General features: G+C 50.4%; 24 protein-coding genes, 3 tRNA genes and 4 rRNA genes. 20 read left to right on the top strand and 11 right to left on the bottom strand.

What is annotated here, in order from left to right; genetic code table 11:
* Positions 1–2 precede the first annotated feature (2 nt).
* The 7 genes from rpsK (at position 3) to arfA (ending at position 3,671) form a co-directional block, all read left to right on the top strand.
* Positions 3–392, top strand: a complete 390-nt coding sequence (rpsK, locus tag HV352_RS01980) for a 30S ribosomal protein S11 (protein ID WP_003031137.1) — start codon at positions 3–5, stop codon at positions 390–392.
* 33 nt (positions 393–425) lie between these two features.
* Positions 426–1,046 (top strand): 30S ribosomal protein S4, encoded by a 621-nt coding sequence (rpsD, locus tag HV352_RS01985; protein ID WP_003031138.1) that lies wholly within the window; start codon positions 426–428, stop codon positions 1,044–1,046.
* Positions 1,047–1,071: 25 nt separating this feature from the next.
* On the top strand, positions 1,072–2,061 hold the full coding sequence (gene rpoA, locus HV352_RS01990; protein ID WP_003031139.1) for a DNA-directed RNA polymerase subunit alpha: 990 nt from the start codon (positions 1,072–1,074) through the stop codon (positions 2,059–2,061).
* Positions 2,062–2,101: 40 nt separating this feature from the next.
* Positions 2,102–2,485: a 50S ribosomal protein L17 gene (rplQ, locus tag HV352_RS01995; RefSeq protein WP_001216370.1), complete on the top strand. Its 384-nt coding sequence runs from the start codon at positions 2,102–2,104 to the stop codon at positions 2,483–2,485.
* A gap of 106 nt (positions 2,486–2,591) precedes the next feature.
* Positions 2,592–2,960, top strand: coding sequence for a DUF1992 domain-containing protein (locus HV352_RS02000; RefSeq protein WP_181635160.1), 369 nt, complete (start codon positions 2,592–2,594; stop codon positions 2,958–2,960).
* A 10-nt stretch (positions 2,961–2,970) separates the two neighbouring features.
* Complete coding sequence (gene zntR, locus HV352_RS02005) at positions 2,971–3,396, top strand: Zn(2+)-responsive transcriptional regulator (RefSeq protein WP_016154744.1); 426 nt, start codon at positions 2,971–2,973, stop codon at positions 3,394–3,396.
* 56 nt (positions 3,397–3,452) lie between these two features.
* A complete protein-coding gene (arfA, locus tag HV352_RS02010) occupies positions 3,453–3,671 on the top strand; it encodes an alternative ribosome-rescue factor ArfA (protein ID WP_016157605.1) in 219 nt (72 codons plus the stop codon).
* Here arfA and mscL read toward each other — a convergent pair.
* The 5 genes from mscL to def form a co-directional block, all read right to left on the bottom strand.
* Positions 3,668–4,081: a large-conductance mechanosensitive channel protein MscL gene (mscL, locus tag HV352_RS02015; protein WP_016154742.1), complete on the bottom strand. Its 414-nt coding sequence runs from the start codon at positions 4,079–4,081 to the stop codon at positions 3,668–3,670. The genes arfA and mscL overlap by 4 nt on opposite strands.
* Positions 4,082–4,222: 141 nt before the next feature.
* Positions 4,223–5,599 carry a Trk system potassium transporter TrkA gene (gene trkA, locus HV352_RS02020; RefSeq protein ID WP_003031153.1) on the bottom strand — a complete coding sequence of 459 codons (1,377 nt, stop codon included), beginning with the start codon at positions 5,597–5,599 and terminating at the stop codon, positions 4,223–4,225.
* Positions 5,600–5,620: 21 nt separating this feature from the next.
* Positions 5,621–6,910, bottom strand: coding sequence for a 16S rRNA (cytosine(967)-C(5))-methyltransferase RsmB (gene rsmB / locus HV352_RS02025; RefSeq protein ID WP_181635161.1), 1,290 nt, complete (start codon positions 6,908–6,910; stop codon positions 5,621–5,623).
* Between the two features lie 51 nt (positions 6,911–6,961).
* A complete protein-coding gene (fmt, locus tag HV352_RS02030; protein WP_047501513.1) occupies positions 6,962–7,909 on the bottom strand; it encodes a methionyl-tRNA formyltransferase in 948 nt (315 codons plus the stop codon).
* A gap of 14 nt (positions 7,910–7,923) precedes the next feature.
* On the bottom strand, positions 7,924–8,433 hold the full coding sequence (gene def, locus HV352_RS02035) for a peptide deformylase (protein WP_003031159.1): 510 nt from the start codon (positions 8,431–8,433) through the stop codon (positions 7,924–7,926).
* Positions 8,434–8,562: 129 nt separating this feature from the next.
* Between def and dprA the strand changes: the two genes are divergently transcribed.
* From dprA to HV352_RS02065, 6 genes are read left to right on the top strand one after another with little or no spacing between them, the layout of a single operon-like run.
* On the top strand, positions 8,563–9,687 hold the full coding sequence (dprA, locus tag HV352_RS02040) for a DNA-protecting protein DprA (RefSeq protein WP_181635162.1): 1,125 nt from the start codon (positions 8,563–8,565) through the stop codon (positions 9,685–9,687).
* Positions 9,659–10,132 (top strand): DUF494 family protein Smg, encoded by a 474-nt coding sequence (smg, locus tag HV352_RS02045; RefSeq protein ID WP_003031162.1) that lies wholly within the window; start codon positions 9,659–9,661, stop codon positions 10,130–10,132. The genes dprA and smg overlap by 29 nt, the downstream gene beginning before the upstream one ends.
* A 26-nt stretch (positions 10,133–10,158) precedes the next feature.
* A complete protein-coding gene (locus tag HV352_RS02050) occupies positions 10,159–10,701 on the top strand; it encodes a type I DNA topoisomerase (RefSeq protein WP_016154737.1) in 543 nt (180 codons plus the stop codon).
* A gap of 4 nt (positions 10,702–10,705) precedes the next feature.
* On the top strand, positions 10,706–11,278 hold the full coding sequence (gene tsaC, locus HV352_RS02055; RefSeq protein ID WP_047358919.1) for an L-threonylcarbamoyladenylate synthase type 1 TsaC: 573 nt from the start codon (positions 10,706–10,708) through the stop codon (positions 11,276–11,278).
* A 1-nt stretch (position 11,279) separates the two neighbouring features.
* Positions 11,280–12,101, top strand: coding sequence for a shikimate dehydrogenase (gene aroE / locus HV352_RS02060; protein ID WP_047358920.1), 822 nt, complete (start codon positions 11,280–11,282; stop codon positions 12,099–12,101).
* Positions 12,098–12,355 (top strand): DUF1488 domain-containing protein, encoded by a 258-nt coding sequence (locus tag HV352_RS02065; RefSeq protein ID WP_047358921.1) that lies wholly within the window; start codon positions 12,098–12,100, stop codon positions 12,353–12,355. The genes aroE and HV352_RS02065 overlap by 4 nt, the downstream gene beginning before the upstream one ends.
* Here HV352_RS02065 and HV352_RS02070 read toward each other — a convergent pair.
* A complete protein-coding gene (locus HV352_RS02070; protein WP_016154733.1) occupies positions 12,331–12,885 on the bottom strand; it encodes a gamma carbonic anhydrase family protein in 555 nt (184 codons plus the stop codon). The genes HV352_RS02065 and HV352_RS02070 overlap by 25 nt on opposite strands.
* Positions 12,886–13,354: 469 nt before the next feature.
* Here HV352_RS02070 and HV352_RS02075 point away from each other — a divergent pair.
* From HV352_RS02075 to rrf (HV352_RS02105), 7 genes are all read left to right on the top strand, one after another.
* Positions 13,355–14,896 (top strand): 16S ribosomal RNA (locus HV352_RS02075).
* A 71-nt stretch (positions 14,897–14,967) separates the two neighbouring features.
* Positions 14,968–15,044, top strand: a tRNA-Ile gene (locus tag HV352_RS02080).
* Positions 15,045–15,152: 108 nt separating this feature from the next.
* Positions 15,153–15,228: transfer RNA gene (locus HV352_RS02085), tRNA-Ala, on the top strand.
* A 207-nt stretch (positions 15,229–15,435) separates the two neighbouring features.
* Positions 15,436–18,342: ribosomal RNA gene (locus tag HV352_RS02090) — 23S ribosomal RNA — on the top strand.
* A 94-nt stretch (positions 18,343–18,436) separates the two neighbouring features.
* A 5S ribosomal RNA gene (gene rrf, locus HV352_RS02095) occupies positions 18,437–18,552 on the top strand.
* Positions 18,553–18,566: 14 nt separating this feature from the next.
* Positions 18,567–18,642, top strand: a tRNA-Thr gene (locus tag HV352_RS02100).
* A 38-nt stretch (positions 18,643–18,680) separates the two neighbouring features.
* Positions 18,681–18,796, top strand: a 5S ribosomal RNA gene (gene rrf / locus HV352_RS02105).
* Together the 16S, 23S and 5S rRNA genes with 3 tRNA genes alongside form the textbook arrangement of a ribosomal RNA operon.
* Positions 18,797–18,880: 84 nt before the next feature.
* Here the strand turns inward: rrf (HV352_RS02105) and HV352_RS02110 are convergent.
* From HV352_RS02110 to HV352_RS02130, 5 genes are all read right to left on the bottom strand, one after another.
* Entirely contained in the window at positions 18,881–19,639 is a 759-nt protein-coding gene (locus HV352_RS02110; protein WP_047413929.1) for an amino acid ABC transporter ATP-binding protein, read from the bottom strand.
* Between the two features lie 7 nt (positions 19,640–19,646).
* Positions 19,647–20,750, bottom strand: coding sequence for an amino acid ABC transporter permease (locus tag HV352_RS02115; protein ID WP_181635467.1), 1,104 nt, complete (start codon positions 20,748–20,750; stop codon positions 19,647–19,649).
* A 9-nt stretch (positions 20,751–20,759) separates the two neighbouring features.
* Positions 20,760–21,941, bottom strand: coding sequence for an amino acid ABC transporter permease (locus HV352_RS02120; RefSeq protein WP_181635163.1), 1,182 nt, complete (start codon positions 21,939–21,941; stop codon positions 20,760–20,762).
* Between the two features lie 69 nt (positions 21,942–22,010).
* Positions 22,011–23,036 carry an amino acid ABC transporter substrate-binding protein gene (locus HV352_RS02125; RefSeq protein ID WP_003025295.1) on the bottom strand — a complete coding sequence of 342 codons (1,026 nt, stop codon included), beginning with the start codon at positions 23,034–23,036 and terminating at the stop codon, positions 22,011–22,013.
* Positions 23,037–23,496: 460 nt separating this feature from the next.
* On the bottom strand, positions 23,497–23,718 hold the full coding sequence (locus HV352_RS02130) for a lipoprotein (protein WP_046275048.1): 222 nt from the start codon (positions 23,716–23,718) through the stop codon (positions 23,497–23,499).
* Positions 23,719–23,760: the final 42 nt, after the last annotated feature.

The following is a 23,760-nucleotide window of genomic DNA, read 5'->3' on the forward strand; positions in this document are numbered from 1 at the left end:
TAATGGCAAAGGCACCAATTCGTGCACGTAAACGTGTAAGAAAACAAGTCTCTGACGGCGTGGCTCATATCCATGCTTCTTTTAACAACACCATCGTTACCATTACTGATCGTCAGGGTAACGCACTGGGTTGGGCAACAGCCGGTGGTTCCGGTTTCCGTGGTTCTCGCAAATCCACTCCGTTTGCAGCTCAGGTTGCAGCAGAGCGTTGCGCTGAAGCCGTAAAAGAATACGGTATCAAGAATCTGGAAGTTATGGTCAAAGGACCGGGTCCAGGTCGCGAATCTACTGTTCGTGCTCTGAACGCCGCTGGTTTCCGCATCACTAATATTACTGATGTGACTCCGATCCCTCATAACGGTTGTCGTCCGCCGAAAAAACGTCGCGTATAACGCTGTCGTTTCTAGGATTGTTGGAGAAAGAAAATGGCAAGATATTTGGGTCCTAAGCTCAAGCTGAGCCGTCGTGAGGGCACTGACTTATTCCTTAAGTCTGGCGTTCGCGCGATCGATACCAAGTGTAAAATTGAACAAGCTCCTGGCCAGCACGGTGCGCGTAAACCGCGTCTGTCTGACTATGGTGTGCAGTTGCGTGAAAAGCAAAAAGTTCGCCGTATCTACGGTGTGCTGGAGCGTCAGTTCCGTAACTACTACAAAGAAGCAGCACGTCTGAAAGGCAACACCGGTGAAAACCTGTTGGGTCTGCTGGAAGGTCGTCTGGACAACGTTGTATACCGTATGGGCTTCGGTGCCACTCGTGCAGAAGCACGTCAGCTGGTCAGCCATAAAGCAATTATGGTAAACGGTCGTGTTGTTAACATCGCTTCTTATCAGGTTAGTCCGAATGACGTTGTTAGCATTCGTGAGAAAGCGAAGAAGCAGTCTCGCGTGAAAGCCGCTCTGGAGCTGGCTGAGCAGCGTGAAAAGCCAACCTGGCTGGAAGTTGATGCTGGCAAGATGGAAGGTACGTTCAAGCGTAAGCCGGAGCGTTCTGATCTGTCTGCGGACATTAACGAACACCTGATCGTCGAGCTTTACTCCAAGTAAAGCTTAGTACCAAAGAGAGGACACAATGCAGGGTTCTGTGACAGAGTTTCTAAAACCGCGCCTGGTAGATATCGAGCAAGTGAGTTCGACGCACGCCAAGGTGACCCTTGAGCCTTTAGAGCGTGGCTTCGGCCATACTTTGGGTAACGCACTGCGCCGTATTCTGCTCTCATCGATGCCGGGTTGCGCGGTGACCGAGGTTGAGATTGATGGTGTACTACATGAGTACAGCACCAAAGAAGGCGTTCAGGAAGATATCCTGGAAATCCTGCTCAACCTGAAAGGGCTGGCGGTGAGAGTTCAGGGTAAAGATGACGTTATTCTTACCTTGAATAAATCTGGCATTGGCCCTGTGACTGCAGCCGACATTACCCATGATGGTGATGTCGAAATCGTCAAGCCACAGCACGTGATCTGCCACCTGACCGATGAGAATGCATCTATTAGCATGCGTATCAAAGTTCAGCGCGGTCGTGGTTATGTGCCGGCTTCTACCCGAATTCATTCGGAAGAAGATGAGCGCCCAATCGGCCGTCTGCTGGTCGACGCATGCTACAGCCCTGTAGAGCGTATTGCCTACAATGTTGAAGCAGCGCGTGTAGAACAGCGTACCGACCTGGACAAGCTGGTCATCGAAATGGAAACCAACGGCACAATCGATCCTGAAGAGGCGATTCGTCGTGCGGCAACCATTCTGGCTGAACAACTTGAAGCTTTCGTTGACTTACGTGATGTACGTCAGCCGGAAGTTAAAGAAGAGAAACCAGAATTCGATCCGATCCTGCTGCGCCCTGTTGACGATCTGGAATTGACTGTCCGCTCTGCTAACTGCCTCAAAGCAGAAGCTATCCACTATATCGGTGATCTGGTACAGCGTACTGAGGTTGAGCTTCTTAAGACGCCTAACCTTGGTAAAAAATCTCTTACTGAGATTAAAGACGTGCTGGCTTCCCGTGGACTGTCTCTGGGCATGCGCCTGGAAAACTGGCCACCGGCAAGCATCGCTGACGAGTAACCGGATCACAGGTTAAGGTTTTACTGAGAAGGATAAGGTCATGCGCCATCGTAAGAGTGGTCGTCAACTGAACCGCAACAGCAGCCATCGCCAGGCTATGTTCCGCAATATGGCAGGTTCACTGGTTCGTCATGAAATCATCAAGACGACTCTGCCGAAAGCGAAAGAGCTGCGTCGCGTAGTTGAGCCGCTGATTACTCTTGCCAAGACTGATAGCGTAGCTAATCGTCGTCTGGCATTCGCCCGCACTCGTGATAACGAGATCGTGGCAAAACTGTTTAACGAACTGGGCCCGCGTTTCGCGAGCCGCGCCGGTGGTTACACTCGCATTCTGAAGTGTGGCTTCCGTGCAGGCGACAACGCGCCGATGGCATACATCGAGCTGGTTGATCGTTCAGAGAAAACAGAAGCTGCTGCAGAGTAATCTGTAGCAACGTAAAAAAACCCGCCTCGGCGGGTTTTTTTATATCCGTCATATCCCCATTTACCTACAATATCTGTACTCTTTTTGTTCATCACTGGAGTGTTGTATGTGGTTACTGGACCAGTGGGCAGAGCGCCATATTACTGATGCGCAGTCTAAAGGTGAGTTTGATGGTTTGCCTGGTACAGGCGAACCGTTGGTTCTTGACGATGATTCCCACATTCCGCCTGAACTTCGAGCCGGATTCCGTTTATTAAAAAATGCGGGATGTCTTCCTCCTGAGCTAGAGCAGCGCAGAGAGGCAATACAGCTGCTTGAAATACTCGCAGGGATCCGCAAAGATGATCCCCATTATCAGGAAGTGAATCGAAGACTGTCACTACTGGAACTGAAACTTCGGCAGGCTGGACTCAGCACCGAGTTTTTACACGGTGAATACGCAGATAAGCTGCTACAGAAGATCAACGACGAATAGCGGAGATAGCATGTACCGTATTGGTGAATTAGCGAAACTGGCTGACGTGACGCCTGATACTATCCGCTACTATGAAAAGCAGCAGATGATGGAACATGAAATACGTACAGAAGGCGGGTTTCGTCTCTATACGGAAAGCGATCTTCAGCGTCTAAAGTTTATTCGCTATGCCCGTCAGCTTGGTTTCACTCTGGAATCGATCCGCGAACTGCTTTCGATCCGCATCGATCCCGAACACCATACCTGCCAGGAATCAAAAGGGATCGTCCAGGAAAGATTGCAGGAAGTGGAAGCGAGAATAGCTGAGCTTCAGGCGATGCAACGGTCGCTGCAGCGATTGAATGACGCGTGTTGTGGTAAGGCACACAGCAGCGTGTACTGCTCTATCCTTGAAGCACTTGAGCAAGGCGCCAGTGGATCACCATCAGGCTGTTGATTTATTGAACGGTCAGGTCTACACTCGCGGCGTAAATTACGATAACTGGAGGTATTATGAGTCGTTATCAGCACACTAAAGGGCAGATAAAAGATAACGCCATTGAGGCGCTTCTACATGACCCACTGTTCAGGCAGCGCGTTGAGAAAAATAAGAAAGGGAAAGGAAGTTATCTACGTAAAGGTAAACATGGTAATCGGGGTAACTGGGAGGCCAGTGGCAAGAAAGTCATTCACTTTTTTACCACTGGCCTTCTTGTTTCAGTGAGTGCTTAAGAGCGGTTATTCTGTTCTTTCAGCAGGTCACGAATTTCACTCAGCAATACTTCTTCTTTCGATGGCGCCGGCGGTGCTGCTGGCTCTTCCGCTTTTTTACGGTTCAGTTTGTTGATCAGCTTGATTGCCATAAAGATAGCAAACGCAACAATAACGAAATCAAAGATATTCTGAATAAATACACCGTAATGCATAACGACTGCAGGGATATCTCCCTGTGCATCACGTAGTGTTAAAGCAAACTGTTTAAAATCAATTCCACCAATTAACAACCCCAGCGGCGGCATGATGATATCGGCAACCAGTGATGAAACAATCTTCCCAAATGCCGCACCAATAATGACACCCACTGCCAAATCGACAACATTCCCGCGCATCGCGAATTCACGAAATTCTTTAATAATGCTCATCTTATTCTCCCTATGCAGCTGACGTTTATAAGTTTAACAAATGTTTAGGCAATTTCCATTTATGTATTGCCTAAATAGAAATTTATTAAACCATGAAAAATAGAGGGAAATAATTTAGGCGCAGTTTCAGCGCCCAAATTATTACAGGAAGAACGGACTTGGCTGGAATAGTCGCTCGACGTCGGTAATAAACTTTTTATCTGTCAGGAACATAATTACGTGATCGCCCTGTTCAATACGCAGGTTATCATTGGCAATCATCACATCGTTACCACGCACAACGGCGCCAATAATGGTTCCTGGTGGAAGTTTAATTTCATCAATTGAGCGACCCACAACCCGTGACGTCGTTTCATCACCGTGTGCAACGGCTTCAATGGCTTCCGCGACGCCACGGCGCAGTGAAGATACACCAACAATATCCGCTTTACGCACATGACTGAGCAGCGCAGAGATGGTTGCCTGCTGCGGTGAAATCGCAATATCGATCACGCTGCCTTGCACCAGATCGACGTATGCTCTGCGTTGGATCAACACCATCACTTTCTTGGCGCCCATCCGTTTGGCAAGCATCGCCGACATGATATTCGCTTCATCATCGTTGGTTACCGCAATGAACAGATCAACCTGATCGATATGTTCTTCCGCCAGCAGCTCTTGATCCGAGGCATCACCAAAAAAGACGATCGTATTTTGCAGTTTCTCTGCAAGCTCGGATGCGCGCTGTTGATTACGTTCAATCAGTTTGACGCTGTAATCTTTTTCTAGTCGCCGTGCCAGCCCCGCGCCAATATTCCCACCGCCCACTAACATAATGCGTTTGTAAGGCTTTTCCAGACGCTGTAATTCGCTCATTACGGCGCGAATATGCTGCGAGGCCGCGATGAAGAAAACTTCATCACCCGCTTCAACAATGGTAGAACCTTGCGGACGGATCGGTCGGTCATGACGGAAAATCGCCGCAACGCGGGTATCGATGTGCGGCATATGCTCACGCATTGTCGACAGCGCATTACCAATCAGCGGCCCACCGTAATAGGCTTTCACCACGGCCAGGCTGACTTTTCCTTCGGCAAAATTCACTACCTGCAATGCGCCCGGATATTCAATCAGGCGATAAATGCTATCGATAACCAGTTGCTCAGGCGCAATCAGGTGATCGATAGGCACCGCATCAGATTGAAATAGCTTGTCCGCATCACGAACGTAATCCGGTGAACGAATACGAGCGATACGATTAGGCGTGTTAAACAGTGAATAAGCTACCTGGCAGGCAACCATATTTGTTTCATCTGAGCTGGTTACGGCAACCAGCATATCGGCATCGTCAGCACCGGCTTCACGTAGAACGCGGGGATGCGAACCATGCCCTTGCACGACACGGAGATCAAACTTGTCCTGCAGGCTACGCAGGCGCTCACCATTGGTATCGACTACCGTGATATCGTTGTTCTCTCCGACCAGGTTTTCAGCCAGCGTACCGCCAACTTGCCCTGCGCCCAGAATGATAATTTTCATCAGTCGCGACCCGTTATCTCATCACTTTTTGATTAGCTTAGCGTAAAAGAAGCCATCACCATCTTCCGCACTCGGTAAATTCTGACGTCCAGGTTTTTCCGGCGTACCAGTGACGCTTAATACCGCATCTGGCGTGCGTGCAAGGAAGGCGGCAATTTGCTGTTGGTTTTCTTCTGGCAGGATAGAGCAGGTTGCATAAACCAGCGTGCCGCCAGGTTTAAGATGTGGCCAGGTTGCATTCAGGATTTCAGCCTGCAACTGGGCAAGTTCAGCAATATCCCGGTCGCGACGCAGCCATTTGATATCCGGATGGCGACGGATCACTCCGGTGGCAGAACACGGAGCGTCCAGCAAAATACGGTCAAACTGTTGTTCACCGCACCACTGCTGTGGATAGCGGCCATCACCCTGTTTTACGGTTGCCTTCATACCCAGACGTTTTAGATTGTCGAAAACGCGCGATAAGCGTTTTTCATCAACATCGACAGCCATTACGTTAGCGTGCGGAGCAACTTCCAGAATGTGAGTGGTTTTGCCCCCCGGTGCACAGCATAGGTCGAGGATCTGTTCACCGTCCTCCGGCAACAGATAATTTATGCATCCTTGAGCGGAAGCATCCTGGACGGTTACCCAGCCTTCATCAAAACCAGGGAGGGCGTGCACAGGAGCTGGCGTTTCCAGACGCACTGCATCCGGGTAATCTGGATGCGGGAAACCGGTTAATCCCGCTTCGGTCAGCAGGTCCAGCCAGGCATCGCGCGTATGATGGTTACGATTGACACGTAACCACATCGGCGGTCGCTGGTTATTGGCTTCAAGAATGGCTTCCCACTGCTGCGGATAAGCGGTCTTAATACGTTTCACCAGCCAGGAGGGGTGTAAGAAACGTAAATCGCTTTGAGAGAATTCAGCCAGTAGCTCTTCTTGACGGCGCTGAAACTGGCGCAGCACGCCGTTGATCAGCCCTTTAAGCTGCGGACGCTTAATAACGACTGCACCTTCTACGGTCTCTGCCAAAGCAGCATGCGGTGGAATACGAGTATGCAGCAGTTGGTAGAAGCCCACCATGATCAGATAGTGAACAGTGCGCTGTTTGCCCGTCATTGGACGTTCCATCAACTGCTGGATCATCCACTCCAGTTGGGAGAGTGTACGCAACACGCCGAAGCAAAGCTCCTGCAACAGTGCTTTGTCTTTATCGGCAACTTTTTGCTGCATGGCGGGCAGCACGTTGCTTAATGATTGTCCCTTTTCGACAACCTGTTCGATGGCCTGGGCCGCCATACTGCGTAAATTAAGATGTTTTTTCATAAGCGCAAAAATAAAAATGCCCGGAGATACCGGGCTTAACGAGATGAACCGTCATACCAGACGGTTACCGGGTACAAACCATTCCCGGCGCGAATTAAGCAGATCCTGCGCGCTCATGGCTTTTTTACCGGCAGGTTGCAAAGAGACGAGATTCAGGATGCCGTCGCCCGTTGCGACCTGGATACCCTGTTTTGTCGCCTCAAGAATAGTGCCTGGTGCGGCCTGTGTGTTCGCTGTAATAACCGTAGCTTGCCAGACTTTCACTGGCTGGCCGTCGATTTCAAGCCAGCTCATTGGCCACGGGTTAAAGGCGCGGATGCAGCGTTCCAACTGAGCGGCTGAAAGCGACCAGTCGATACGGGCCTCTTCTTTGCTGAGTTTTTCTGCATGCGTAACCAGTGATTCATCTTGTACAACGGGTTTTATGGTGCCAGCCGCCAGCTGTTTTAGCGTTTCAATCAGCCCCTGAGGTCCTAAATCTGCCAGCTTATCGTATAACGAACCGCTGGTATCTTCTGCAGTTATCGGGCAGGACAGCTTAAGCAGCATATCACCAGTGTCGAGGCCAACATCCATCTGCATGATGGTCACACCAGTTTCGGCGTCGCCTGCCCACAGTGAGCGCTGGATTGGGGCTGCGCCACGCCAGCGTGGAAGCAGGGAACCGTGAACGTTGATACAACCCAGACGCGGCATTTCCAGTACGGCTTTTGGCAGTATCAGGCCATATGCTACCACTACCATCACGTCTGCGCGTAAATCAGCAACCAGCTGCTGGTTTTCCTGAGGACGAAGAGAGACGGGTTGGAAAACCGGTATCCCTTTTTCTTCCGCCAGCACTTTTACCGGGCTGGGCATCAGCTTTTTACCGCGTCCCGCCGGACGGTCCGGTTGGGTAAACACGCCAACGACGTTATGTCCAGAAGACAACAGCGCGTCGAGATGACGCGCTGCAAAGTCAGGTGTACCCGCAAAAATAATACGTAGTGAGTCTGACACGTTGATTCTTGTCCTTAAGCTCGGGCGTTCAGGCGGTCGAGTTTTTCAACTTTCTGACGAATGCGTTGTTGCTTCAACGGAGACAGATAATCGATAAACAGTTTACCGACCAGGTGATCCATTTCATGTTGAATGCAGATAGCCAGCAGGCCATCGGCTTCCAGTTCAAAAGATTTGCCGTTGCGATCGAGCGCACGAATTTTTACTTTCTCTGCGCGCGGTACTAACGCACGCTGTTCGGGAATAGACAGGCAGCCTTCTTCAATACCTGTTTCGCCGTCTTTTTCCAGCAGCTCTGGGTTAATGAGTACCAACTGCTCGTCGCGATTTTCAGAGACATCAATAACAATGATGCGCTGATGAATATCGACCTGAGTTGCTGCCAGACCGATACCTTCTTCGGCGTACATCGTTTCGAACATATCATCAACGATACGCTGAATTTCTGCATTCACTTCTTCGACCGGTTTTGCGACTTTGCGAAGGCGCTCGTCCGGAATATGTAACACTTGCAAAACTGACATAGTTATCCAGAGTTGTGTTCAGGAGTTGAAAAGATTATTACCTCTATTCTAGACAAAACCCCCTCTGATTGACAGCATCAGTGACCAATCGCAAAGATTGCCAGGACTGCTTGTGGCAGGGGAACAGGGATGACCAAAATCGAAATTTGGCTACGTTTAGTACAAGTGAATGAACTGTATGGTGATGAGATGGTGCGCGTTGCCCACTGGCTCAATACTCAGCCATGTATTAACAACGTGGTACTTCATCATGCTGGGCTCTCCCCCCGCCAGGCTCGGCGCTTTTTAACCTTTCCAGATCAGACGCTGGAAAAAACGCTGCGCTGGCTTGAACAGCCCAATCACCATTTTGTGGTTGCCGACAGCGAGCATTATCCGGCACAGCTCCGTGCAATTGAGGATTATCCTGGGGTGCTTTTTGTGGCAGGAAATCCCATATGCCTTAGCTCGTTTCAGGTTGCCGTCGTCGGTAGCCGACAGCACTCCTGGTATGGCGAACGCTGGGGGCGGCTGTTTTGTGAAAAGCTTGCAGCATGCGGCGTGACGATCACCAGCGGCCTGGCCCGGGGGATTGATGGTGTGGCGCATAATGCTGCGATAAACCGAGAAGGCACGAGTATTGCGGTGCTGGGAAATGGGCTTGAGACCATTCATCCACGACAGCATGTCAGTCTGGCTAAACGACTGATTGAGGCTGGAGGCGCACTGGTGTCTGAGTTCCCATTAGATACGCTTCCTTTGCCGCGCAATTTTCCCCGACGAAATCGCATTATTAGTGGTCTAAGTAAAGGAGTTCTGGTTGTAGAAGCTGCTCAGCGTAGCGGGTCACTGGTCACTGCGCGTTGTGCACTGGAACAAGGGCGGGAGGTTTTTGCGTTGCCTGGACCGATTGGGAGTCCGGGAAGTGAAGGTCCACATTGGCTTATTCAGCAGGGAGCCACGCTTGTGACGGCCCCAGAAGAAATTCTGGAAAATTTGCAATATGGGTTGCAATGGTTGCCAGATGAACCTGAAAAATCAATTTATTCGCCAGATCACGAAGAGGTGGCATTGCCATTTCCGGAGCTCCTGGCTAACGTAGGAGATGAGGTAACACCTGTTGACGTCGTCGCTGAACGTGCCGGCCAACCTGTGCCAGAGGTAGTGGCTCAACTGCTCGAACTGGAGTTAGCAGGATGGATCGCAGCTGTACCCGGCGGCTATGTCCGATTGAGGAGGGCATGCCATGTTCGACGTACTAATGTATTTGTTTGAGACATATATCCATAACGAAGCTGAGCTGCGTGTGGATCAGGACAAACTGGAACGGGATCTTACCGACGCTGGTTTTGATCGTGAAGACATCTACAACGCGTTACTTTGGCTGGAAAAGCTTGCTGATTATCAGGATGGTCTTGCCGAACCTATGCAACTGGCATCCGATCCTCTTTCTATACGTATTTATACCGCAGAAGAGTGCGATCGACTGGATGCAAGCTGTAGAGGGTTCCTGCTATTCCTGGAACAGATTCAGGTGCTAAACCTCGAAACACGAGAAATGGTCATTGAGCGCGTACTCGCGCTGGATACGGCAGAGTTCGATCTGGAAGACCTGAAGTGGGTGATCCTGATGGTGCTTTTCAATATTCCAGGTTGTGAAAATGCCTATCAGCAAATGGAAGAATTACTCTTTGAAGTGAATGAAGGTATGCTGCATTAATCAATCTTCATTCAGTATGAGTTGTTATGGCTAAATCAGCACTGTTTACGGTGCGTAAAAACGAGCCCTGCCCACAATGCGGGGCTGAACTGGTTATTCGTTCCGGGAAACACGGTCCGTTTCTCGGTTGTTCACACTATCCAGAATGCGATTACATCCGTCCGTTGAAATCTTCCGCGGACGGACATATTGTCAAAGTTCTGGAGGGTAAGCTTTGTCCTGCATGTGGCGCCGAGCTGGTGCTGAGACAGGGAAGATTCGGGATGTTTATTGGATGCAGCGATTATCCAACGTGTGAACACACCGAACTTATCGACAAGCCAGATGAAACAGCAATAGTCTGTCCTCAATGCCAGACTGGCCACCTGGTCCAGCGGCGTTCCCGTTATGGCAAAACGTTTTACTCCTGCGATCGCTATCCGGAGTGCCAGTTTGTCATTAACTTCAAACCGTTAGCCGGAGAGTGTCCTGAGTGCCATTATCCGCTACTCATCGAAAAGAAAACCGCGCAGGGTGTGAAGCATTTCTGTGCCAGTAAACAATGTGGAAAGCCGTTCTCGGCGGAATAAAAAAGTGAATAATAACCTGCCCACAGGCCCTATTGCTGCTGCGATAGCGGTTCTGAAACAAGAAAAAGTCATCGCCTATCCAACAGAAGCTGTATTTGGTGTCGGCTGCGATCCCGACAGCGAAACGGCTGTTACCCGTCTGTTGGAGCTAAAACAACGCCCAGTCGATAAAGGCTTAATTTTGATTGCGGCTAATTTTGACCAGCTTAAGCCCTATATTGACGATAGCAGCCTTACTGATGCTCAACGTGAGGCTGTGTTCGCTCGCTGGCCTGGTCCTGTCACCTTCGTTTTCCCTGCGCCTGCGACTACGCCCCGTTGGCTGACCGGTCGTTTTGACTCGCTGGCCGTGCGAGTCACCGATCATCCGCTGGTGGTTGCATTGTGCCAGGCTTATGGCAAACCGTTAGTCTCCACCAGTGCTAATTTGAGTGGCTTACCGCCTTGCAGAACGGTAGAGGAAGTCCGCGCGCAGTTTGGTACAGACTTTCCCGTAGTTGAAGGGGAGACCGGAGGGCGTTTGAATCCTTCGGAGATCCGTGATGCTCTGACCGGTGAACAGTTTCGACAGGGGTAATATGAAAGAAGCCTATGCTGTTTTTGGTAATCCGATAGCGCACAGTAAATCGCCCTTTATTCATCAGCAATTTGCAGAGCAGTTGAAAATTGATCATTCCTATGGACGTGTACTGGCACCTATCAATGATTTTGTGAATGCGCTGAATGCCTTTTTTGCTGAGGGCGGGAAGGGGGCAAATGTCACAGTGCCTTTTAAGGAAGAGGCGTTTGCGCGTGCCGATGAATTAACGGAGCGAGCATCGCTTGCTGGAGCGGTCAACACTCTTAAACGACTCGAGGATGGGCGTTTACTGGGAGATAACACGGATGGTATCGGCTTATTAAGCGATCTTGAACGTTTATCTTTCATTCGTCCCGGATCGCGAGTTCTGTTGATTGGCGCCGGTGGCGCATCCCGTGGGGTTTTATTACCTCTTCTTTCTCTGGATTGTGCGGTAACCATCGTTAACCGTACTGCTTCGCGCGCAGAAGAACTGGCGCAAATCTTCTCCCATACCGGCAGCGTGCAGGCGGTGGGAATGGACGAGCTTGATAATTACAGTTTTGATTTAATTATTAATGCGACATCCAGCGGAATTAGCGGTGAGGTACCTGCCATTCCGACATCGCTTATTCACTCATCTGTCTATTGCTATGACATGTTTTATCAGCAAGGGAATACACCGTTCCTTTCCTGGTGTGCTGAACATGGGGCGAAACAGTATGCCGATGGTCTGGGGATGCTGGTGGGACAAGCAGCGCACGCCGTTTTACTCTGGCATGGTGTATTGCCACAGATTGAGCCCGTCATCAAAAGCATGCAACAGGAAATGTCGGTATGAATCAGGCGATCCAGTTTCCCGATCGAGAAGAATGGCGGACGGATATTAGCGCCGTTGTTTTCCCTGCGTTGGTCCATGGTATGCAGTTAACATGCGCTATATCAGGGGAGACGTTGGCGTCCCGCTTTGGCGGCTGCACGCCTGAACAATGGCTGGAAATCTTTCAACAGCATCGCTGGGACCTGGAAGAAGAGGCCGAAGCATTGATCCAGGACCAGCAGGAAGACTCTCAGGGTTGGGTTTGGTTACTCTGATTTAAATACTCATCTTTCCATTTAACGTAGTTGTTAGCAGAGTATTTTAAGCCTGCTTTCTCTTCGTCACTTAATGGCCGGATCTGTTTAACCGGGCTACCCAGGTACAGATATCCACTCTCCAGGCGTTTGTTTTGCGGCACCAGGCTTCCTGCCCCAATCATAACGTCGTCTTCTACCACTACGCCGTCCAGTAAAATTGATCCCATACCGACCAATACGCGGTTGCCAACGATGCAGCCGTGTAGCATGACTTTATGACCGACCGTCACATCCTCACCCACGATCAATGGATTACCTTGCGGATTAGATGTGGATTTATGTGTGACATGGAGAACGCTGCCGTCCTGAATGTTTGTACGGGCGCCGATTTGTACATAGTTGACGTCGCCACGAATCGCAACCAACGGCCAAATCCCGACGTCATCAGCCAAACGAGTATCACCAATGACGACGCTACTGGTGTCGATCATCACGCGTTTTCCGATCTGTGGGAAAAGATCCTTATAAGGACGTAATACATCAGACATGTTTACCTCAACAAAAATAGAGCAGTAATGAAGACTTTGGTTGGATTATCGAGACTGTGCAAGTGATTTAGCTATCAAAAATCAGCCAAATTGTGCAGGAATATAGCGAAAGGGGTGAAAAACAAGCACTCAGCAAAAAAGATCCAAAAAATACTTGTGCTAAAAAATGGGATCCCTATAATGCGCCTCCATCGACACGGCGGATGTGAATCACTTCACGCAAACAGCCGGTTCGGTTGAAGAGAAAAACCTGAAAATGAGGGTTGACTCTGAAAGAGGAAAGCGTAATATACGCCACCTCGCGACAGAGCGCTAAAGCGCGTCGCAACTGCTCTTTAACAATTTATCAGACAATCTGTGTGGGCACTCGAAGATACGGATTCTTAACGTCGCAAGACGAAAAATGAATACCAAGTCTCTGAGTGAACACGTAATTCATTACGAAGTTTAATTCACGAGCATCAAACTTAAATTGAAGAGTTTGATCATGGCTCAGATTGAACGCTGGCGGCAGGCCTAACACATGCAAGTCGAACGGTAGCACAGAGGAGCTTGCTCCTTGGGTGACGAGTGGCGGACGGGTGAGTAATGTCTGGGAAACTGCCCGATGGAGGGGGATAACTACTGGAAACGGTAGCTAATACCGCATAACGTCGCAAGACCAAAGAGGGGGACCTTCGGGCCTCTTGCCATCGGATGTGCCCAGATGGGATTAGCTAGTAGGTGGGGTAACGGCTCACCTAGGCGACGATCCCTAGCTGGTCTGAGAGGATGACCAGCCACACTGGAACTGAGACACGGTCCAGACTCCTACGGGAGGCAGCAGTGGGGAATATTGCACAATGGGCGCAAGCCTGATGCAGCCATGCCGCGTGTATGAAGAAGGCCTTCGGGTTGTAAAGTACTTTCAGCGAGGAGGAAGGTGTTGTGGTTAATAACCGCAGCAATTGACGTTACTCGCAGAAGAAGCACCGGCTAACTCCGTGCCAGCAGCCGCGGTAATACGGAGGGTGCAAGCGTTAATCGGAATTACTGGGCGTAAAGCGCACGCAGGCGGTCTGTCAAGTCGGATGTGAAATCCCCGGGCTCAACCTGGGAACTGCATCCGAAACTGGCAGGCTAGAGTCTTGTAGAGGGGGGTAGAATTCCAGGTGTAGCGGTGAAATGCGTAGAGATCTGGAGGAATACCGGTGGCGAAGGCGGCCCCCTGGACAAAGACTGACGCTCAGGTGCGAAAGCGTGGGGAGCAAACAGGATTAGATACCCTGGTAGTCCACGCCGTAAACGATGTCGACTTGGAGGTTGTGCCCTTGAGGCGTGGCTTCCGGAGCTAACGCGTTAAGTCGACCGCCTGGGGAGTACGGCCGCAAGGTTAAAACTCAAATGAATTGACGGGGGCCCGCACAAGCGGTGGAGCATGTGGTTTAATTCGATGCAACGCGAAGAACCTTACCTACTCTTGACATCCAGAGAACTTAGCAGAGATGCTTTGGTGCCTTCGGGAACTCTGAGACAGGTGCTGCATGGCTGTCGTCAGCTCGTGTTGTGAAATGTTGGGTTAAGTCCCGCAACGAGCGCAACCCTTATCCTTTGTTGCCAGCGGTTCGGCCGGGAACTCAAAGGAGACTGCCAGTGATAAACTGGAGGAAGGTGGGGATGACGTCAAGTCATCATGGCCCTTACGAGTAGGGCTACACACGTGCTACAATGGCATATACAAAGAGAAGCGACCTCGCGAGAGCAAGCGGACCTCATAAAGTATGTCGTAGTCCGGATTGGAGTCTGCAACTCGACTCCATGAAGTCGGAATCGCTAGTAATCGTGGATCAGAATGCCACGGTGAATACGTTCCCGGGCCTTGTACACACCGCCCGTCACACCATGGGAGTGGGTTGCAAAAGAAGTAGGTAGCTTAACCTTCGGGAGGGCGCTTACCACTTTGTGATTCATGACTGGGGTGAAGTCGTAACAAGGTAACCGTAGGGGAACCTGCGGTTGGATCACCTCCTTACCTTAAAGAAACGTTCTTTGTAGTGCTCACACAGATTGTCTGATGAAAATTAGCAGTAAGAAAATCTCTGCAGGCTTGTAGCTCAGGTGGTTAGAGCGCACCCCTGATAAGGGTGAGGTCGGTGGTTCAAGTCCACTCAGGCCTACCAAATTCGCCTCCGTGCTGTGTTACGGCGATGCTCGCATACTTCAGTATGCTTCGCACCACCGCGCCTTGCCCGGAAACGAATTAGGGTACAGAGATTAGCATTTACGATGGGGTTATAGCTCAGCTGGGAGAGCGCCTGCCTTGCACGCAGGAGGTCTGCGGTTCGATCCCGCATAGCTCCACCATCCTTTACTGCAAAAAAACAAGAAAACTTCAGAGTGTACCTGAAAAGGTTCACTGCGAAGTTTTGCTCTTTAAAAATCTGGATCAAGCTGAAAATTGAAACGACACACTGTTTCATTTCTCCGTAATAAGAAATGAAAAGCGGTGTGTCCGAGTCTCTCAAATTTTCGCAACACTGAAGTGTTTTACGAAACATCTTCGGGTTGTGAGGTTAAGCGACTAAGCGTACACGGTGGATGCCCTGGCAGTCAGAGGCGATGAAGGACGTGCTAATCTGCGATAAGCGTCGGTAAGGTGATATGAACCGTTATAACCGGCGATTTCCGAATGGGGAAACCCAGTGTGATTCGTCACACTATCATTACGTGAATACATAGCGTAATGAAGCGAACCGGGGGAACTGAAACATCTAAGTACCCCGAGGAAAAGAAATCAACCGAGATTCCCCCAGTAGCGGCGAGCGAACGGGGAGCAGCCCAGAGTCTGAATCAGCATGTGTGGTAGTGGAACGGTCTGGAAAGTCCGACGGTACAGGGTGATAGTCCCGTACACAAAAGTGCATGTGTTGTGAACTCGAAGAGTAGGGCGGGACACGTGGTATCCTGTCTGAATATGGGGGGACCATCCTCCAAGGCTAAATACTCCTGACTGACCGATAGTGAACCAGTACCGTGAGGGAAAGGCGAAAAGAACCCCGGCGAGGGGAGTGAAAAAGAACCTGAAACCGTGTACGTACAAGCAGTGGGAGCCTCTTTATGGGGTGACTGCGTACCTTTTGTATAATGGGTCAGCGACTTATATTCTGTAGCAAGGTTAACCGAATAGGGGAGCCGAAGGGAAACCGAGTCTTAACTGGGCGTTAAGTTGCAGGGTATAGACCCGAAACCCGGTGATCTAGCCATGGGCAGGTTGAAGGTTGGGTAACACTAACTGGAGGACCGAACCGACTAATGTTGAAAAATTAGCGGATGACTTGTGGCTGGGGGTGAAAGGCCAATCAAACCGGGAGATAGCTGGTTCTCCCCGAAAGCTATTTAGGTAGCGCCTCGTGAATTCATCTTCGGGGGTAGAGCACTGTTTCGGCTAGGGGGTCATCCCGACTTACCAACCCGATGCAAACTGCGAATACCGAAGAATGTTATCACGGGAGACACACGGCGGGTGCTAACGTCCGTCGTGAAGAGGGAAACAACCCAGACCGCCAGCTAAGGTCCCAAAGTCATGGTTAAGTGGGAAACGATGTGGGAAGGCACAGACAGCCAGGATGTTGGCTTAGAAGCAGCCATCATTTAAAGAAAGCGTAATAGCTCACTGGTCGAGTCGGCCTGCGCGGAAGATGTAACGGGGCTAAACCATGCACCGAAGCTGCGGCAGCGACACTATGTGTTGTTGGGTAGGGGAGCGTTCTGTAAGCCGTTGAAGGTGTGCTGTGAGGCATGCTGGAGGTATCAGAAGTGCGAATGCTGACATAAGTAACGATAATGCGGGTGAAAAACCCGCACGCCGGAAGACCAAGGGTTCCTGTCCAACGTTAATCGGGGCAGGGTGAGTCGACCCCTAAGGCGAGGCCGAAAGGCGTAGTCGATGGGAAACAGGTTAATATTCCTGTACTTGGTGTTACTGCGAAGGGGGGACGGAGAAGGCTATGTTAGCCGGGCGACGGTTGTCCCGGTTTAAGCATGTAGGCGGAGATTCCAGGTAAATCCGGAGTCTTGTTAACGCTGAGGTGTGATGACGAGGCACTACGGTGCTGAAGTAACAAATGCCCTGCTTCCAGGAAAAGCCTCTAAGCATCAGGTAACACGAAATCGTACCCCAAACCGACACAGGTGGTCAGGTAGAGAATACCAAGGCGCTTGAGAGAACTCGGGTGAAGGAACTAGGCAAAATGGTGCCGTAACTTCGGGAGAAGGCACGCTGATATGTAGGTGAAGTGATTTACTCATGGAGCTGAAATCAGTCGAAGATACCAGCTGGCTGCAACTGTTTATTAAAAACACAGCACTGTGCAAACACGAAAGTGGACGTATACGGTGTGACGCCTGCCCGGTGCCGGAAGGTTAATTGATGGGGTTATCCGTAAGGAGAAGCTCTTGATCGAAGCCCCGGTAAACGGCGGCCGTAACTATAACGGTCCTAAGGTAGCGAAATTCCTTGTCGGGTAAGTTCCGACCTGCACGAATGGCGTAATGATGGCCAGGCTGTCTCCACCCGAGACTCAGTGAAATTGAACTCGCTGTGAAGATGCAGTGTACCCGCGGCAAGACGGAAAGACCCCGTGAACCTTTACTATAGCTTGACACTGAACACTGGTCCTTGATGTGTAGGATAGGTGGGAGGCTTTGAAGTGTGGACGCCAGTCTGCATGGAGCCAACCTTGAAATACCACCCTTTAATGGCTGGTGTTCTAACGTAGACCCGTGATCCGGGTTGCGGACAGTGTCTGGTGGGTAGTTTGACTGGGGCGGTCTCCTCCTAAAGAGTAACGGAGGAGCACGAAGGTTAGCTAATCCTGGTCGGACATCAGGAGGTTAGTGCAAAGGCATAAGCTAGCTTGACTGCGAGAGTGACGGCTCGAGCAGGTGCGAAAGCAGGTCTTAGTGATCCGGTGGTTCTGAATGGAAGGGCCATCGCTCAACGGATAAAAGGTACTCCGGGGATAACAGGCTGATACCGCCCAAGAGTTCATATCGACGGCGGTGTTTGGCACCTCGATGTCGGCTCATCACATCCTGGGGCTGAAGTAGGTCCCAAGGGTATGGCTGTTCGCCATTTAAAGTGGTACGCGAGCTGGGTTTAGAACGTCGTGAGACAGTTCGGTCCCTATCTGCCGTGGGCGCTGGAGAATTGAGGGGGGCTGCTCCTAGTACGAGAGGACCGGAGTGGACGCATCACTGGTGTTCGGGTTGTCATGCCAATGGCATTGCCCGGTAGCTAAATGCGGAAGAGATAAGTGCTGAAAGCATCTAAGCACGAAACTTGCCCCGAGATGAGTTCTCCCTGACCCTTTAAGGGTCCTGAAGGAACGTTGAAGACGACGACGTTGATAGGTCGGGTGTGTAAGCGTAGCGATACGTTGAGCTAACCGATACTAATGAACCGTGAGGCTTAACCTTACAACGCCGAAGATGTTTTGGCGAAGAGACACGATATTCAGCTTGATGACAGATTACATCGACATGCGAAAAGCGTGTTGATAAACAGAATTTGCCTGGCGGCTGTAGCGCGGTGGTCCCACCTGACCCCATGCCGAACTCAGAAGTGAAACGCCGTAGCGCCGATGGTAGTGTGGGGTCTCCCCATGCGAGAGTAGGGAACTGCCAGGCATCAAATTTAGTGTGCTGATATGGCTCAGTTGGTAGAGCGCACCCTTGGTAAGGGTGAGGTCCCCAGTTCGACTCTGGGTATCAGCACCAGTTTTTCGGTTAAAGTTTGGCACTTAGAAAAGAATTTGTCTGGCGGCTGTAGCGCGGTGGTCCCACCTGACCCCATGCCGAACTCAGAAGTGAAACGCCGTAGCGCCGATGGTAGTGTGGGGTCTCCCCATGCGAGAGTAGGGAACTGCCAGACATCAAATAAAAACAAAAGGCCCAGTCGAAAGACTGGGCCTTTTGTTTTATCTGTTAAACGCCGGGTTGTATCCGGCGCATGACTTTAATGAATAACCTGCGACAAAAACGCACGAGTGCGTTCAGATTTGGGGTGAGCAAAAAACTCATCCGGTGCTGCCTGTTCAACAATCTCGCCAAGATCCATAAAGATCACCCGGTCGGCCACTGTGCGGGCAAAGCCCATTTCATGGGTAACACACAGCATGGTCATGCCTGATTGCGCCAGACCTATCATGGTATCAAGCACTTCTTTTACCATTTCAGGATCCAACGCTGATGTGGGTTCATCGAATAACATAATTTTAGGTTTCATGCACAGTGAGCGTGCAATGGCTACGCGCTGTTGCTGCCCACCAGAGATTTGCCCAGGATATTTATGCGCATGTTCAGCAATGCGAACTCGTTCAAGGTAGTGCATTGCCAGAGCCTCAGCCTCTTTTTTTGACATCTTTTGCACCCAGATCGGTGCCAGCGTGCAGTTTTGCAGGACCGTCAAATGAGGAAAGAGATTAAAGTGCTGAAAAACCATGCCAACTTCTTGTCTGACGCGCTCAATATTGCGGATATCTTCATTGAGTTCGATCCCATCCACCACAATACGTCCTTGCTGATGCTCTTCCAGATGGTTGATACAGCGGATAGTTGTCGATTTACCCGAACCAGAAGGTCCGCATAATACGATGCGTTCTCCCTGCTTTACCTTCAGGTTGATGTTTTTCAGGACGTGAAACTGTCCGTACCATTTGTTGACGTTTTCCAGCGTAATCATCGCGTCGGTAGACGGCATTAATAATTGGCTCATAAATTCCTCAGTGCGGTGTACGCCCGGTATTAAAACGTTTTTCCAGATGTTGGCTGTAACGCGACATGCTAAAACAGAAGATCCAGTAAATCAGTGCAGCGAAAACATATCCTTCCGTCGACATACCCAACCATGCAGGGTCCACAGTTGCCTGCTGCACGCTACTGAAGAGATCAAACAGGCCGATGATGATGACCAGACTGGTATCCTTAAACAGGGCGATAATCGTGTTAACCAGACCCGGAATAACCAGCTTGAGGGCTTGCGGAAGAATGACCAGCCCTTGCGTTTTCCAGTACCCTAACGCCAGTGATTCAGCGGCTTCATACTGACCTTTTGGTAGGGCCTGTAACCCTCCGCGAACCACTTCTGCGACATACGCCGACTGGAAAAGAATCACGCCGACCAGCGCCCGGATAAGTTTGTCGATACTGGCCCCTTCGGACATAAACAGAGGAAGCATGACCGAGGACATAAAAAGGACGGTAATCAACGGCACACCGCGCCAGAACTCAATGAAAATGACGGATAAAATCCGCACGACTGGCATATGAGACCGGCGTCCAAGCGCCAGTAAAATACCCCACGGAAGCGCGCCCGCAATCCCCACGGATGCAATGATAAGCGTCAGTGTTAATCCGCCCCACTGTCGGGTTTCTACGCGCTCAAGTCCGAAAAAACCACCGTACATCAACCACCAGACCACCACGGGATAAACGACGGCCCAGACGGCGATATAGCGGCCACGGTGGGGAATAGATTTCCAGAACATAGGGACGATAGAGGCCAGGCCAATGATCAGGGCCAGATTTACGCGCCAGCGCTGATCGTGGGGATAAAGTCCATACATGAATTGCCCAAAGCGTTCATGAATGAACACCCAGCAAGCCCCTGCTTTGGTGCAGTCTGCGCGGGTTGAACCGACCCAATTGGCCTGAAAGAATACCCAGTTCATCAGTGGCGGAAGAAATGACCAAATCAGCCAAACGCACAGCAGCGTGAGCAGGCTATTTGACCAACTGGAGAACAGGTTTTTACGCATCCAGAGTAGACTGCGGCTTGCCGGGTTACTGTTCTGACGCGAGGGGTGAGACAGCAGTGCTTTTGTCATCATGGCTCCTTAGCGCTCAATCAGTGCAATACGGCGGTTATAAATATTCATCAGCAGAGAAATGCTCAGGCTGATGATCAGGTACACCGACATCGTGATAGCAATAGTTTCAATGGCTTGCCCTGTTTGATTGAGTACCGTGCCGGCAAACAGTGAAACCATATCCGGGTAGCCAATGGCGGCCGCAAGAGAGGAGTTTTTGACGATATTCAGATACTGGCTGGTTAATGGGGGAATGATGACGCGCAGCGCCTGTGGGATGATCACCTGGCGCAGTGTCACCGGATTTGGGAGGCCCAGCGAGCGTGCTGCTTCATGTTGGCCATAAGGAACGGCCTGGATTCCCGCTCGAATAATTTCTGCAATAAACGCCGAGGTATACACTGAAAGCGCCAGCGTCAGGGCAGCCAGTTCGGGAATAAGCACCATACCGCCACGGAAGTTAAAACCGCGAAGGGCGGGGATATCCCAGTGAAGCGCTGCGCCAAACAGCCACTGTGAGATCATCGGTAAAAGCACGATCAGCGCCAGAGCTGTGGGCCAGGTCCGGCGTAGCTGACCGGTTTTAGTCTGGTGCATTCTGTTGTAGCGAAATAGCCCGATAGTGACGACGATAGCGATAATTACAGCGCCGCAAAAGGCAAAAAATCCTTCTCCTATTTGCGGTGCCGGAATATAGAGTCCCCGGTTACTCAGAAACATCAAGTCCAGCGCGTTAACGGCCTGACGTGGGCCGGGCAGGTTACGTAATACGGCGAAATACCAAAAGAAGATCTGCAGCAGCGGCGGTATATTGCGGAACGTTTCGATGTAGATCGTCGAGAGCTTTCGTAATAACCAGTTATCTGACAGGCGTGCCAGTCCGAGAAAGAAACCAAGAATTGATGCGAAAACAATGCACAGTGCAGAAACCAATAGCGTATTGAGCAGGCCAACGATAAAGACACGGCCATACGTATCGCCTTGCTCGTAATCGATCAGATGCTGGACAATACCAAATCCGGCGCTGCGATCGAGAAAAGAGAATCCCGAGGTAATACCGCTATTGTTCAGGTTATTTATTGTGTTATGAATGAGATAGACCGCAATACTGATGACCGCAATGACGGCAAGTATTTGAAATAACCAGGCGCGGACCGCAGGGTTAGAAAAGGATAACGATCCTTTTACGATTGAGCGGCGATGGAACATAAGAAAACCTCGGTAACTATGACTCTGGACTGAGCGCCGCAGTCGCGGCGCCCGTTACATCACTACGCATTAGCGCACCGGTGGCGCATATTGAATGCCACCGTTATTCCAGAGGTTGTTCTGTCCACGTTTGATCTTCAGTGGGCTTTCCGATCCCACGTTACGCTCAAAGATCTCCGAGTAGTTACCTACCTGCTTGATAATGTTGTAAGCCCATTTGTTATCAAGCTTTAGATCCTTGCCATAATCCCCTTCTTTGCCTAACAGGTGTGCCATATCCGGCGTTGCAGGATTAGCCGCTTTTTCATCGACGTTTTTCGAGTTAACGCCCATTTCTTCCGCATTCAGCATGGCGAACAGCGTCCAGCGAACAATGGAGAACCACTCATCGTCCCCACGACGTACAACAGGTCCCAGCGGTTCTTTAGAAATAACTTCTGGCAGGACAATCCACTCCGCAGGATTACTCAGCTTGATTCGCAGGGCGTACAACTGAGACTGGTCGGAAGCCAGCGTGTCGCAGCGTCCAGATTCCAGAGCTTTAGCTGATTCATCCGAGCGGTCAAAGGTGACAGGGGTGTACTTCATGTTGTTGGCTTTAAAGTAGTCAGCCACGTTCAGTTCGGTATCTGTTCCTGCCTGGATACAAACCGTTGCGCCATCCAGCTCTTTAGCACTCTTGAGACCCGCTTTATTGTGGGTAAGAAAACCAATGCCGTCGTAATACGTTACGCCAGTGAAAGACATTCCCATTCCTGCGTCACGAGAGGAGGTCCAGGTGGTATTACGAGAGAGCATGTCGACTTCACCAGATTGTAGTGCGGTAAAGCGTTCCTTGGCGGTGAGCGGGGTATATTTTACTTTGCTATCATCGCCAAATACGGCGGAGGCAACGCCACGACATACGTCGACATCAATACCTGAGAACTTACCGCTTGCATCGGCATAAGAAAAGCCAGGCAACCCGTCACTGATCCCACACTGTACAAAACCTTTTTTCTTTACGGCATCAAGTGTTGCGCCGGCATGTGCCTGATTTGCAACCGCAAGCAGCACGCCGGCCGCAGCCAGGCTGGCTATTATCATCTTTTTCATAGAGCATCCTGTGTGGAGGAATTATTGTTATGGAAACGTTCTGAAAACGTCTTTTACCTGTCTGTGGCTATGGCCATACTCTTTTAAGCAAAGGTAGTGCCAGGTTTTTGCGCACGATTATTCGACGCAATATTCAGAGTGTAGACAGGAAAAAATAGTTGCAGCGCCCTGAAGTGGTGCAAAATTGAAACGTAAGCCACATTTCGGCGCAAAAAATTTAAAAATCAAACCGGACGCGTGATAACGATTTCGTACGTTAATATTGATGACGTGAGAATAATGAAAAGAAAGCGCGCTGTTACGAAGAACTGAAAAAATGCTAATTTCAAATCGTGGATATGTGAGGAAAATCTATAATAATTTTATTATACGTTGAGTGCTATATACCAACGTTTTGTCTTATATGAAGATTTAATTCTTATTGCAAAAAGCGCGGTACCCACCGCGCTTTTAAGAAGATTTATTTGGTCAGGGCGACTATCCCAAGCGTCAGCCCGGCAACGGCTGCTGCGCCACCGGCGATGGCACCGGCTGTTTCCCAGTTATCCTGCGTGGTGCCTTTCATACAGGTATTGGTATGAACCAAGCGCCCCTGATCGTCGTATACAGGTACGCAAGGAGAATCGTGTGCACAGCCGGCCAGGAATACGGTAAGCAATGCAACGGATATTAATCTTTTCATGGTGTTACCTCAAAAATAAGCGTTTCGCTAATTGAGCAAAGA

It is taken from the genome of Citrobacter sp. RHBSTW-01044, from assembly GCF_013781945.1.
Classification (GTDB): domain Bacteria; phylum Pseudomonadota; class Gammaproteobacteria; order Enterobacterales; family Enterobacteriaceae; genus Citrobacter; species Citrobacter braakii.